Origin of the sequence: Flavobacterium inviolabile (assembly GCF_013389455.1) — a bacterium.
Lineage (GTDB): Bacteria > Bacteroidota > Bacteroidia > Flavobacteriales > Flavobacteriaceae > Flavobacterium > Flavobacterium inviolabile.
This window is the reverse complement of record NZ_CP058278.1, coordinates 3,738,907-3,751,755: the sequence shown is the minus strand read 5'-3', so window position 1 is coordinate 3,751,755 and position 12,849 is coordinate 3,738,907. Positions and strand designations below refer to the sequence as shown.

Sequence of the window (12,849 nt, the reverse complement as noted above, 5' to 3'; positions counted from 1 at the left end):
TTAACATAATGTTAGTGCATTAAAAACGATATTGCAGGCTAAAGTTGATTTCGGTTTCGTTTTGTTTCCGTCCCGGTGCATATTCCTGGTTGTTGTAATTTACCAGTATGCCGGTCAGGTAATGTTCCCCGAAAACGCGGTAATAGCCGGCTCCGATTCTATAGGAATTCAACGCAATCCGCTGTTCCAGCTGCCCTTGTATGGATCGTTCATCCGGAGAAGTACCGTAACCCAGTAACACGGTGGCATAATCAAATCGCGTATTGAAATAGTAACGGGAAGTCAGCGTAAAAGCCGGGTATACTTTGCTGTCCTGGTTTTGAATATAGGTTCTTAAATTAAGCCAGTAGGAGCCCAGGTATTTGCCGACACCAATAACGGCAGCCTTTAGATTTTCGTCTATGGTCTGGGTGTAGCGGATGCCTAAATCAGCCTCCCAGCCTTTTTTGAAGTTGTAGTAAAAAGAATAGCCCAGTCGCCATTTCGGAAAAACAATATCGTCGCTATAGGCCACTCCGGCATAGGAATAGGCATTCTTTCCGGTAAAGAAATAGGTTTCCCCTTCATATTGTACACCGTTGGCTATGGAAGCGCCTTCAGACAGACGATTGGCATAATTCACCCGTCCGATCAGTGAGCCCCATTTGCGTTCCCGGATGTATTGCAAACTTCCCAGGTGCCACGGACCTACACCGGCACGGTCAAAAACAGTCAGGCTGTAATTCACGCCAATGCGGTCTGTATTGTTCTTGGTATCCATCAGGAATAACTGCTGTCTGATACCGGCATCGGCAGGAAATTTCTTTTCCAGCACTTTCAGGTAATCATGAACTTTGTCATCCTCTTTTTGTAACTGGTAGATGGCCAGTTTTTTTAAATAGTAATTTTTATTTTCCGGATACAGTTCGATTGCCCGGTCTGCTACTTTTTCGGCAGCGGTGTAATTCCTGGCATCGATCTCCAATTGCGTAAGGTAGCCGAAAGCCTCTTCATATTTTTCATTTTTGGCAAGCACGTGCTGATAGTAAAACCGGGCACTGTCAACTGCCTGCGTCAGCTGGTAAGCGCGTCCCAGTAATAAATGGAAATCGAGATAATCCGGCGCTAATTTGATTCCCAATTGCGCTTTTCGGATGGCTTCGGTATAATTTTTATTCGGATTGATTTCTTTGGCGGTACGCACCAGTAAACTGTCTGTATCGATTTTCTGAGCCATGGTTTTACCGGCTGTGAAAATAAAAACAGTTATAAAAAGTATCCTGAAAAATTTAGTTTGTTTCATGCTCTTTTGTTGTTTCACTTTTAAAACCCAGTCGGGGCATATCACCCCATTTTTGTTCTTTCTGTCTGAAAAATTGCCAATATCCTTTCAGGGAAGCATAAATGTTTACCGGATGGTAAGCAAAAGGCTCTATAAAAGCCATTCCGATCAGGATCAGTATTTCTTTTAAATTGGCATAATTGCGATACAATATTTCATCTAAAAAGATAGAAACCAGGGTTAGTATCAGATAGAATAAATATACAAATAAAGTAATGTAAAACAGAAAAATATAGTCAATATCCAGGATGTAAAAGCCTATTAATAATGAGAAAATACCCAAAACTTCGAGGATGGGAACCATGAACTCAAACGTAAAGAAATAGGGCAGTACCAGGAAAGCGGTTCTTCCGTATTTCGGGTTGAAAAACATGGTGCGGTGAATGTAAAGGGTCTGAACCAGTCCTCTTGCCCATCGGCTACGTTGGCGGATCAACACCTTGGCAGAAGCCGGAACTTCGGTCCAGCAAAGGGATTCCGGAATGTATTTGATGGCAAATTTTTGTTTGGTGTCATACATATACTTACGCATACGGGTAATTAACTCCATGTCTTCCCCCAGTGATTTGTGCCAATAACCGCCGGCTGCAACGGCAACTCCCTTGTCAAACATCCCCAGTCCGCCGGAAACAAGCAGTAGCCCGTTAATCTGGCTCCAGGCCATTCTTCCGAACAGGAACGCACGAACATATTCCAGCTCCTGGAAACGGGCGAACCAATTGGTCGGGAAATGGATTTTAACCAGAAAACCGTCTTTTACTTCGCAGGAATTGGAAATCCGGATACCGGCTCCGGTTGCGATCACTTTGCGCTTGCTTTCCATGAACGGTTTTGCCAGCTTGATAATGGTATCTTTCTTTAAAATACAATCCACATCGGTACACAGGAATAGCGGATGCTTGGCGGAGTTAATCCCGGCATTGGAAGCATCGGCTTTACTTTTTCCGTTCTTTTTGTCCACTACCAGCAATTTGGAATAAATCGGGTTGGTAGATTTGTAATGGCCGTAAACTTTCTGGGTTTTTATTTTTTCTTCATAGTAAAAATCGACCTTAACAAGCTGAAATTCACGGATGAGTTTTTCTAAGGTGTCGTCTTTACTGCCGTCATTTACAATGATTACCTCAAAATTCGGATAGGTAAGGGAAAGCAGGGATTTTACATTGGAAACAATGGTAGCCCCTTCATTATATGCCGGAGCCACTACCGAAACACCAATCATGTTATTGGATTTTACCAATAAATCGTCATGAATAAAATATTTGGCATTAAGGTGTTTCTTAATGGCAAAATAGGACAATATCGCCAGAAAGAGGTAAAACAGTATATAACTGGACGAAAAAACCGCGACAAATGTTTCGTAGAAATTTTCGAAAATCTCCAAATAAACTCTCGAAATCATAGGTAAGGGTTTTTAACGTGTTTTTTAATTTTAATGACCTCAAAATTTTCTTTGAAGTTTGATTTCAGGTAAGAAGAATCAATCGCATCCAATGTCCTTACGGCGTGTATTTTTGTTTCGGCATTAATGGAGCGGTGCAGGTAATCGTCTATAAAGGCAATGGTTTTGGAACTGCCGATAACAGCCAGAGTCTGCAAAATGGCAATTTTATTAGCATTATCCTCACTGCCGAACAGATCGATAAGCCTGGATTCGGCTTCAAGAAGATACAGTTCCTTGATGGCAATAATAACTTCCTGCCGGATCATTTTATTTTCGGAGTTCAGTAATTCCAATAATGCCTCCTGTTCTGCCGTATAGTTGTAATACACCATAAAACGGATGCCTAATTTCACGATAGATGGGTTTTGGGCCGTAATCCAGTCCTTGATGTTTTTAGGAATCGGGAACTTTTTATGATGGAGCAGGTCCATTACTTTCAGCTCATCAATAAGCGAGATCTCGTATGGATAGGTGCTTAAAAAATCCAGTTTTTTTGAAGTCAGGGAAATAAAGGCGATAAAGGCATTCGAACGCAGTATCGTGTTTTTATGATCCAGGAATTTTTTAACGTAATTTTCTCCTTCTTCATATTCCAGGATCTGGTAATGGTAAATTCCTTTGCATTTCACATACCAGCGGCTACTGTGAATCAGCTTTTTGCTGAAATGCTGCAGGCCGAAACTTTTGTAAATATCCAGGATTGGAGCGGTTACTTCGCCTTTGATGTTTTGTTTCAGTTCAATGATACAGTTGGTCACCATACTTTTGCACCAGGCCTTGCGAAACGGGATTTCTTTTTTAAAAGCGGCAATCCGGCTGTCGTAGTTTTCGGCATCGGTAAAAAGCAGCTCCGTCAGGAAATCGTTTATCTTTTGTTTTATGGCTTTCCGGTACTGCCGGTTATAGCCATAGGCAATACGATCGCTTATCGTTACCGTTATTACAATAATAAGAAACAGAACTAAAACGGGGACTAAAAAGTTAATTAAATAGTATTTAAATACTTCCAAACTAATAATTTAGGTGAGCGGCAAAGATAGTTAATTTTAGCGTTTTCCGGCGTTAAAATTTTCTAAAAAGCCCTGAATTATACAGCGGAATGCCCTATTTTACTGGAAATGAATAAAACATACTGTCGTTGGTGAAAATATGAAATTGAAAGATTTTACTTATTTGTGAATATATTGTGAGTTAAGAAAAGGCTTTGTTACAGATGAAACTGTTTTTTAGATATTACCACTTTTAAACGAATCAATATAGAGGCAATTCCGGAACATTTCAATTTGTTGTAAAGCAAGATAAATCCTTGATTGATCGTAATATTTATACAAATATAAGTACGAAAAATATTTATAAATAAAAGATGCCTTTTGATGAGTTCCATTTTTTTTGAATATTTTTGGAACAATAAAACGCAGGAACCTTTATAAATCTATCGCACGAATGGGTTTATTACAGGAAGCGTTGTTTGGTGTATATAAATTAGCTTCAATTTTAAAATGATGATATATAAATATCTGACATTTGGTATTGCCATAACGTTTATTTCCTGGATAGTGGGAATGGCTGTAAATGCTGTTTTGAGAAAAACGGAATACTACAATAAAAGCCTGTCAAATCTGAATTTCATTGAAAATGAAAAATGGAACAAGTTTATTGGACTTGGCATTTTCAAGTGGATTGTAAAGAATACATTTTTTAAATTTTTCAATCAGAAACTGAAGCTGAAAAAGAAAATTGAAAAGACCGAATTAAATAATTTACGGAATGAAATGACCATTTCTGAAATAGACCATTTAATCGGATTTGGTTTTGTCGCTGTTTTCGCCTTAGTGAAAGTCTGGAATTCCTACTATTTATTTGGCTTGGTTATTATGATCGTTAATATATTGATGAATTTATATCCGTCTTTATTGCAACAGGAAAATAAAAGAAGAATTGACAAACTGATGAAAAAACTGTAGCCGGCAGGAGGTAGGAGTACTTCTGTTAAGCATTTGTACAAATTAACACCGGTTTCCGCTACATTGCCAAACGGCAACGCTGACAATATTTATGAACCTATAATATTAAAATAAAAAATGAATGATAAGATTAATGTATTAATTATTGTGACGATAATCTCCTTGTTCATTTCATTATTTCTTGTCTTTTTTCTGCTTACAGTGAAAACAAAGCACAAGATAAGTAACACTCTTTTTGCTGTTTTTTTACTACTAACCGCACTGGATAGCATTGATCCTTTATTAAGCTTAGTGGTTAATAATCCTTCAAATCCGGGAATGCTTAAAAATACATTTGCGTTTCTGCAGCTTCCTGTTTTTTATCTGTATGTGTTATCGGTTAGTTATTCCGATTTTAAGCTTAAACCAAAAGATGCAATACACCTGCTTCCGTTTTTAATTGTAAATGGAATTTTGCTGCCTCGTTTTTATACGGTAGACCTTGCTTCTAAAATTAGTTTTCTGAAGCATCGTCAGGATATGATCGAACTACAGCTCACGCATATTCTATTTCATATTCAGGTTGTGGTATACATGATTGCCGTTTTTATGATATTACGAAAAACCAAAAAACTATATCTTGAAAATAATGCCGGCACAAACATCAATTCCTATAACTGGTTGTTTCAGTTTACGATTGTGCTGACTGTTTTATACCTGATTACCCTTGTAAAAAACATTTTTAAATTTTCGGATTATCCAGACATCTCCGAGTGGATCAGAATCGGACTCTTGTTATTCCAGCTGTTTATCATTTGCTGGTACTTATATAAAGCACTGAACAATCCCGGTTTGTTCCGGAATATAGATTCAAAACTAAAACTGGTCAAGGATATCATTTCGGAAGAAAAAAAGAGTGAGCAGGTAACGGTAAATGAAAAAGAGTATGATGAAGAGTTGCTTAAATTAAAGAAGTATATGCTTGAAAAAAAGCCATTTCTCAATCCTTCATTAACAATTCAGGATGTTTCTAAAGATATTGAAATTCCTGTCCGGGAGTTGTCGCTTTTAATCAATCATAAATTAGAACAGCATTTTTACGATTTCGTGAATACCTATCGCATCGAGAATGCGATGGAAATTTTAAAAGATGTTACAAAAAGTAAGCTGACTATTTTAGAAATTCTATACCATGTAGGTTTTAATTCAAAATCTTCTTTTAATACGGCTTTTAAAAAACACACCGGTAATACACCTACGGCTTATCGTAAGGGTTTGTAAAACAGGTTTTTGTAATTATTCGTACGGTTGTTTTGAGCTACTCGTACTTATTTTTCCGGACAAATGCGTTCGACTGTTTTTATTCGGTCGCATAGTTTTCGTTTCCGTCACATATTTGTATCGAAATAAAATTTTAACTAAAACACGATACAATGAAAACAACTATTTATTTACTGACTCTCTTAGTAATAATTTCCGGATGTCAAACGACCCATATAGGATCCTCAAAAAAACGGGACTATAGCTTTCTTACCGATAGTTTGAAAATTGAACAGCAATTGGAGAAATATAAACTGGCAGGATTTAGCCTTGTTGTTTTTGAAAATTATAACATTGTCTATTCCAGTCAATTTGGGGTGAAATCAATTGATTCTAAAGAAAAGATCGATGAAAATACGGCATTTTCTACAGCATCAATTGCAAAACCAGTAACAGCACTTCTTTGTCATATACTGGAAGAGAAAGGATTAATTAATTTAGATACTCCTATAGACAATTACCTGAAACGCTGGCATTTGCCAAAAAGCAGGTTTACTGAAAATAATAGCCCAACCTGGAGACAATTTCTTAACCATACAGCGGGCACAAGTCAGAGTGGATTTGAAGACCATTATGAAGGGGAAACAATTCCAACCATAAAACAAAGTCTTTTAGGACAGATACCAAGGTATAATAAAGAAATTGAATTCCTGTTTACGCCAGGAACCGACTGGAATTACAGCGGCGGCGGTTATGTAATTATCCAGATGGGATTAGAAGACACTTTTGAGAAACCTGTTGCGGAACTTGCACAAACCTATATTTTTTCACCTCTTGGTCTGAAAAATACAACAATGATACAGCCTGATGAGAATGGATTTCTGAAAAATGTAGCGATGGTTCACGATAAGGATGGAAAAGTTATTAAAACAGGCTTGCCAATCACGCCGCAAGTTGCAGCATCAGGATTATGGTCTACACCGGGTGATTTAGCAAAACTTGCTATTGAGATACAAAATGCTTTGCGCAATAAAAATAACAAAGTGATTTCTCATAGTGTTGCAAAAAAAGTAACGGAAGTAACTGCTTTAAAAAATGCTGTTGGCGGCTGGGGATACGGCTGGCAAAAGTCCGGTGGTTATAATAATTACGATTGGTTTATGTGTAACGGTTCCAATACCGGAGTTGGAGGTAGTGTTTTTGCGACTATGACAGATGGAAACGGCTTTGTGTTTCTTGCGAATGGTGAAAAACCGAATCGTATTCCTGTGATGAATCATACTCAAAGAAAGATTCTGACACTGATGGACTGGAACAATAAAACGCCTGATGAAGCGACTCAGGAAATACCCTTGAGTTTAAAAGAAAAACTAATCGGAACGTATGACGATTTCCTTTACCAGCAGGGAATGGAAACCAAAATAGTAGAAAGAAATAACCGTCTTTATGTTGAATCGCCAATTTTAGAACATTTTAAAGGAAAAAATGATAATGAATTGCTTTATCTGAAAAACGGGTTATTTAAAATTGTAGATTATCCGAACGTATTAAAGTTCGAATTTAATAATGGAAAACCACATTCCGTTATTTTAACAAGAAATAATCTGAATGCTAAAGTTGAACTGGATGCTAAAGTAAAATAACTGTTGCACCAAGGTTTGGTAATGGGCGTTTTGTTATGTTTTTATGGCATATAAAACGCTCATTGAGTGATTTTGGTTTTATTTCTAAAAGACTTAAACGTAATTGTTTAAGTCTTTTGTTGTATTGTTAAAACCCTTCAAAAACGCCTAATCCAAACAAAGCGAAATCATATTTTACAGGATCCAGAGGATCCATTTTTCGAAGATTTAAATCGAGTTCTGCCAATGCTTTACCATCGTTTTGCTTTCGCGAAAGCAGGGCTAATTTCCGGGCTACGTTTCCTGAATGTACGTCAAGCGGACAGGAAAGTTTAGCAGGCGGAATATTTTTCCATATTCCTAAGTCGACACCTTTATTGTCCTGGCGAACCATCCAGCGCAGGTACATGTTGATGCGTTTGGCTGCGGAATTGTTTAACGGATCGGAAATGTGTTTTTGTGATCGTGGCAAATGTTCAATTTCGAAGAAAACTTTTTTGAATTCGTGTATGCTTTTTTGCAGACTGTCTTCTTCCTGATTTTTTGAAAAAACAGTTTCCAGACCGCCATGATTTTTATAGATGTGCTGCAATCCTTTTACAAAACTGCCAAAGTCTTTTCCGTTAAAGGTACGATGCACAAAGCTCTCAAGCCTTGCGATATCGTCATCGGTATGGCTCATGATAAAATCATACGGCGAGTTGCCCATCAGTTCCATCATGCGGTGCGCATTTTTAATGATCATTTTGCGGTTTCCCCAGGCAATGGTAGCACTCAGGAAGCCGGCAATTTCGATATCTTCTTTTAGCGAAAATAAATGCGGGATCTGCACCGGATCGCTTTCAATAAAATCAGGATTGTTGTATAAAGCCACCTTTTCGTTTAAAAAAGACTGCAATTCCAAAAAATCCATAGGCAATGCACCGGTATTGATTGTCGACATTTGAAGGCTATTTACTGATTAAACCGTCGACCATCACGAGTTTGCGGTCGGCCATATTGGCAAGTTCTTCATTGTGGGTAACAATAACGAATGTCTGTCCGAATTCATCCCGTAACTTAAAGAAAAGCTGGTGCAGGTTTTCGGCAGAATGAGTGTCCAGGTTTCCGGAAGGCTCATCGGCAAAAATAACGGCAGGCTTGTTAATTAACGAACGGGCCACGGCAACACGCTGCTGTTCCCCGCCGGAAAGTTCTCCCGGTTTGTGGTGCATGCGGTGGTACAATCCCAGATAGTTCAGCAATTTGGTCGCTTCTTCTTCTGTTTCCTGTTTGTTTTTTCCGGCAATAAAAGCGGGAATACAAACGTTTTCCAAAGCTGTAAATTCCGGCAGCAGCTGATGGAACTGGAAAATAAAGCCCAATTGCAGGTTGCGGAATCTGGAAAGTGCTTTGTCATTCATTTTTAAAACCTCCTCATTGTTGATAATCAACGAAGTTCCGCTTTCAACGGTAGGTTTGTCCAGGGTGCCTAAAATTTGCAATAAGGTCGTTTTTCCGGCACCGGAAGCCCCGACAATGGAAACAATCTCTCCTTTTTGAATGTGTAAATCCACACCCTTCAATACATGAAGTTTATCGTAATATTTATGAATGTTTTTTGCCTGTATCATTTTCTGGAATTTGTACAAAGAAACAAAGATTTTGAGTAAAAAGAAATCTAAACAGGGATATTATTCCGTAGATATGGAAACCGGTAGCCGGCGAACATAAAGTTTCGTTAACAAACAAAATCGGATTTTTTAATTGGTTAATTTTGATAAAAAGTAACGTTATGAAAAGTATTTTTGCCTTATTATTTGCATTGACGGCGGTTTCGTGTCAATCCAAAGAAAAAAAACTTTCAGCAGAAAAAAACAAAGAAATTGAAATTATGGATGAACAAAAAGGATTAGAAGTGGCTACGGTAGCCGGAGGTTGTTTCTGGTGTACAGAAGCTGTTTTTCTGGAGTTAAAAGGAGTGAAAAAAGTGGTTTCCGGCTATATCGGCGGTAACCTTAAAAATCCAACCTATAAAGAAATCTGCACCGGAACAACCGGACATGCGGAAGCCATTGCAATTACCTTCGATCCTAAACTGATTTCGTATGACGATATTCTGGAAGTGTTTTTTGCTACGCATGATCCCACAACATTAAACCGTCAGGGTGCCGATGTGGGTACGCAGTACCGAAGTGAGATTTTCTATAACAGCGAAGCGCAGAAAAATGCGGCTGAAAATTTTATAAAACTGCTGAATGACCAGAAAATTTATGGTAAAAACGTGGTAACTGCCATTTCCAAAGCCGGTATTTTCTATCCGGCAGAAGATTACCATCAGGATTATTACAACCAGAATAAGTCCCAGCCGTACTGTATGGCAGTCATTAATCCGAAGCTGGAAAAGCTCCGCAAAAACTATCCGTCGAAGCTGAAATAATTTTGGCACCGAATTTGCTTTATTAACTGTAAATTAATACTATAAAATGGCTGATATTCAGGTTAAAACGGCTTCCGACAGCAAACAGCAAAAACTAATGCTCAGCATTTTGTTTGATGCCATCGGCTGTATGACGTATTTACTTCCTTTTCTGGGAGAATTTGTAGACATCGCGTGGGCGCCTGTAGCCGGATTTTTGCTGGCAAGGATGTATAAAGGAACCGTGGGAACCGTTGGAGGTATCTTTGCTTTTGTTGAAGAGTTAATGCCCGGACTGGACTTTATTCCCACATTTACACTCACGTGGATTTATACGTATATGATTAAAAAACAGGAATAAAACAAAAGAGGCTGCAAAGCCTCTTTTTTATTGTTTGAAAAGGAACCCGAGTCCCATATGACGGAGCATTTTTTTTACAAAATTCCAGAAAAAAGTAAACTGCCCGAAGAGCGTTCCGATAATCACCAACAGTACTTTATAAACCGGAAGTATGATGATAAGCCGCAAAGGCCAGTACAGCCACGGCGTTAAATTGTCTTTGGTGATACCCAGCCATTCTACTAACGGTTTTGAAAGATAAGAAGCTGTTGACCCGGTTATCGCAAATACAATAAAGATGATGACTATCTGAAAGTTAGAGGAAACACCCCATCGCTGTTTTAATTTTTCCATGGCTATTAGAAATAGGCTCAAAAATACAACTTTTATGGTCGCGGAGCAAAGACTCCAAGCCGAATATTGTTTTTTAATTGGAAATAGACTAAATAATTATAAAGCATGTAATTCACTTCATAGCCGTAATCGGTACCGCTTCTGTAATCAATAGCCATCTGGAATAAATCTTCCTGTCCTCTTCTGGGGGAAATCACATGGGTATTCCATTCGGTTACCCACGGAATGTTGCGGCTTTCCAGATAGCTTTGGGTGTAAAATCCTCTTGGTTTTGCTCTGCCGATCAGCCAGGAATTAAAACCGGGATCAATAATGATGATTTCATACTGCAATTCGTCATTAGCAATACGAATCGTGTCGTTGTTCGCTGCAGCTGCGGTAGTTCCGGTTTGGGATATTCCGGTAGGCTGCCTGGGTGTACTGCAACTGAACACGCCGATGCATAAAACGATAATTCCGATGATACCAAAGTTTTTCATAAGACAGAATTTCCTATAAAGTTACCAAAAAGATGCCGGAAGCGCTATTTTTTTAACAAAAAAGCCTGGCGTATGCCAGGCTTTTGAAACGTATGTGTTTTGCTTATTTACCGAACAATTTTCCTAAAAGTCCGCCAATACCGCCTTTTTTACTAACAGCTGCCATGGCATCGCTCATATCGACTTTTCCGTCGTTATTCTGGTCCAGGCCAAATTGCCCGCCATATTTTGAAATGGCGTCCATCAAACCGGAACTGCCGTTTCCGCCGGAAATAGCGTTAACAATATCCGAAATCTGAAACCCTTGTTCATTCGGATCCTTTGCCTTGTTCACTAAGGAGCCTAATACATTAGGGATCAAACTGCCTGCCACACCGGAAGCCGCTTCGGTACTCAAACCGAATTTCTGACCTAAATCGCCGGTTAACTGTTCGGATAATTTCTGAACAACAGGATTGGAACCGGACGAAGCATTGTTGCCCTGGAACAAACCGGCTAACTGGTCAATTCCGCCTTCGGAAGCAATTTTCTGTAATCCCGAAAAAATAGAACTGCCGGCTTCAGCCATCACGCTTTCGTTTAATTCGTTAGGAACGGCATTGTTTTTTACAATGGCATCGCCTCCGTATTGCTGTACTAATTGGGTTAATTGTTCAAGCATATCGTTTGATTTATAGTTGGTTATCAAATGTAAACAAAAAAAAGTTCTGTTAAGATTGTGAATTTGTTTTTAATAAACTGATAATCTGTTCTGCCAGTTCGGTACCGATGCGTTCCTGCGCTTCAATGGTAGCCGCACCAATGTGGGGCGTCAGTGAAATTTTAGGATTCATCAAAACCTGGATAGCAGGAGTAGGCTCTTCTTCAAAAACATCCAATCCGGCAAAAAGCACCTTTTCATCATCCAAAGCATCAATTAAAGCGACTTCATCGATCACACCGCCACGGGCGCAATTGATGATGCCGACACCTTCCTTCATCAGGTCAAATTCTGCTTTCCCGATAACATAGGTATCCTGAGCCGGTACATGCAGGCTGATAAAATCGGAATGTTTCAGAACATCTTCAATCGGTTCGGTTTCAATGTCCACATTGATAAACTGGCCGTTGTAAAAGTCCACTTTAATGGTCGCTTCATCCACATATTTATCGGTTGCGATCACTTTCATACCCAAACCTAAAGCCATACGGGCAACTTCACGGCCAATACGGCCGAAGCCGATAATACCGATCGTTTTGCCACGTAGTTCAATTCCGTTTGCATACGCCTTTTTTAGGTTATTGAACTGAGTGTCGCCATCCAGCGGCATGTTCCGGTTAGCATCGTGAAGAAAGCGAACGCCGGAAAATAAATGTGCAAATACCAGTTCTGCTACAGATTCCGAAGAAGAAGCGGGTGTGTTGATAACGTGTATTCCTTTTTCGCGGGCATAGGCAACGTCTATATTGTCCATACCTACACCGCCGCGCCCCACCACTTTAAGCGTCGGGCAATTGTCGATAATATCCTGGCGTACTTTTGTCGCGCTGCGAACCAGCAGTACGTCGATTTCGTTTTTATTAATGTAATTAGCAACCTGTTCCTGTGCAACTTTTGTTGTGATTACTTCAAAGCCTCCTTTTTCCAAAGCGTCAATACCGCTCTGCGAAAGGCCGTCATTAGCTAATACTTTCATTGTAAATAATGT

General features: G+C 39.1%; 14 protein-coding genes. 5 read left to right on the top strand and 9 right to left on the bottom strand.

Going from position 1 to position 12,849, the window contains the following annotated elements:
* Positions 1 to 19: 19 nt before the first annotated feature.
* The 3 genes from HW120_RS16955 to HW120_RS16945 are packed head-to-tail and all read right to left on the bottom strand — an operon-like array spanning position 20 to position 3,775.
* A complete protein-coding gene (locus HW120_RS16955; protein ID WP_177735770.1) occupies positions 20 to 1,282 on the bottom strand; it encodes a YaiO family outer membrane beta-barrel protein in 1,263 nt (420 codons plus the stop codon).
* A complete protein-coding gene (locus HW120_RS16950; protein WP_177735768.1) occupies positions 1,269 to 2,723 on the bottom strand; it encodes a glycosyltransferase family 2 protein in 1,455 nt (484 codons plus the stop codon). Before HW120_RS16950 ends, HW120_RS16955 begins: the two co-directional genes overlap by 14 nt.
* Complete coding sequence (locus HW120_RS16945; protein WP_177735766.1) at positions 2,720 to 3,775, bottom strand: HEAT repeat domain-containing protein; 1,056 nt, start codon at positions 3,773 to 3,775, stop codon at positions 2,720 to 2,722. The genes HW120_RS16950 and HW120_RS16945 overlap by 4 nt, the downstream gene beginning before the upstream one ends.
* A gap of 489 nt (positions 3,776 to 4,264) precedes the next feature.
* Here HW120_RS16945 and HW120_RS16940 point away from each other — a divergent pair, with 489 nt between their 5' ends.
* The 3 genes from HW120_RS16940 to HW120_RS16930 all read left to right on the top strand — a co-directional run bounded on the left by HW120_RS16940 (position 4,265) and on the right by HW120_RS16930 (position 7,611).
* The gene (locus HW120_RS16940; RefSeq protein ID WP_246297009.1) at positions 4,265 to 4,729 is read left to right on the top strand and encodes a glycosyl-4,4'-diaponeurosporenoate acyltransferase CrtO family protein; all 465 of its coding nucleotides are present in this window, start codon (positions 4,265 to 4,267) and stop codon (positions 4,727 to 4,729) included.
* A gap of 318 nt (positions 4,730 to 5,047) precedes the next feature.
* Positions 5,048 to 5,989: a helix-turn-helix domain-containing protein gene (locus HW120_RS16935; RefSeq protein WP_246297008.1), complete on the top strand. Its 942-nt coding sequence runs from the start codon at positions 5,048 to 5,050 to the stop codon at positions 5,987 to 5,989.
* Positions 5,990 to 6,141: 152 nt separating this feature from the next.
* Positions 6,142 to 7,611, top strand: a complete 1,470-nt coding sequence (locus HW120_RS16930) for a serine hydrolase domain-containing protein (protein ID WP_177735762.1) — start codon at positions 6,142 to 6,144, stop codon at positions 7,609 to 7,611.
* A gap of 127 nt (positions 7,612 to 7,738) precedes the next feature.
* Here HW120_RS16930 and HW120_RS16925 read toward each other — a convergent pair whose 3' ends face one another.
* Together HW120_RS16925 and HW120_RS16920 are read right to left on the bottom strand one after the other, a co-directional pair.
* Entirely contained in the window at positions 7,739 to 8,533 is a 795-nt protein-coding gene (locus HW120_RS16925) for a TIGR02757 family protein (RefSeq protein ID WP_394353032.1), read from the bottom strand.
* Positions 8,534 to 8,540: 7 nt separating this feature from the next.
* A complete protein-coding gene (locus HW120_RS16920; protein ID WP_177735760.1) occupies positions 8,541 to 9,203 on the bottom strand; it encodes an ABC transporter ATP-binding protein in 663 nt (220 codons plus the stop codon).
* Positions 9,204 to 9,364: 161 nt separating this feature from the next.
* Here HW120_RS16920 and msrA point away from each other — a divergent pair, with 161 nt between their 5' ends.
* Together msrA and HW120_RS16910 are read left to right on the top strand one after the other, a co-directional pair.
* A complete protein-coding gene (gene msrA, locus HW120_RS16915; protein ID WP_177735758.1) occupies positions 9,365 to 10,009 on the top strand; it encodes a peptide-methionine (S)-S-oxide reductase MsrA in 645 nt (214 codons plus the stop codon).
* 46 nt (positions 10,010 to 10,055) lie between these two features.
* Positions 10,056 to 10,349 (top strand): hypothetical protein, encoded by a 294-nt coding sequence (locus HW120_RS16910; RefSeq protein ID WP_177735756.1) that lies wholly within the window; start codon positions 10,056 to 10,058, stop codon positions 10,347 to 10,349.
* Positions 10,350 to 10,376: 27 nt separating this feature from the next.
* Here the strand turns inward: HW120_RS16910 and HW120_RS16905 are convergent, their stop codons facing one another.
* The 4 genes from HW120_RS16905 to HW120_RS16890 all read right to left on the bottom strand — a co-directional run bounded on the left by HW120_RS16905 (position 10,377) and on the right by HW120_RS16890 (position 12,837).
* Entirely contained in the window at positions 10,377 to 10,682 is a 306-nt protein-coding gene (locus HW120_RS16905) for a DUF6787 family protein (RefSeq protein ID WP_177735754.1), read from the bottom strand.
* Between the two features lie 32 nt (positions 10,683 to 10,714).
* Entirely contained in the window at positions 10,715 to 11,161 is a 447-nt protein-coding gene (locus HW120_RS16900; RefSeq protein ID WP_177735752.1) for a DUF6146 family protein, read from the bottom strand.
* A 103-nt stretch (positions 11,162 to 11,264) separates the two neighbouring features.
* On the bottom strand, positions 11,265 to 11,822 hold the full coding sequence (locus tag HW120_RS16895; protein WP_177735750.1) for a DUF937 domain-containing protein: 558 nt from the start codon (positions 11,820 to 11,822) through the stop codon (positions 11,265 to 11,267).
* Between the two features lie 49 nt (positions 11,823 to 11,871).
* On the bottom strand, positions 11,872 to 12,837 hold the full coding sequence (locus HW120_RS16890; protein WP_177735748.1) for a D-2-hydroxyacid dehydrogenase: 966 nt from the start codon (positions 12,835 to 12,837) through the stop codon (positions 11,872 to 11,874).
* Positions 12,838 to 12,849 lie beyond the last annotated feature (12 nt).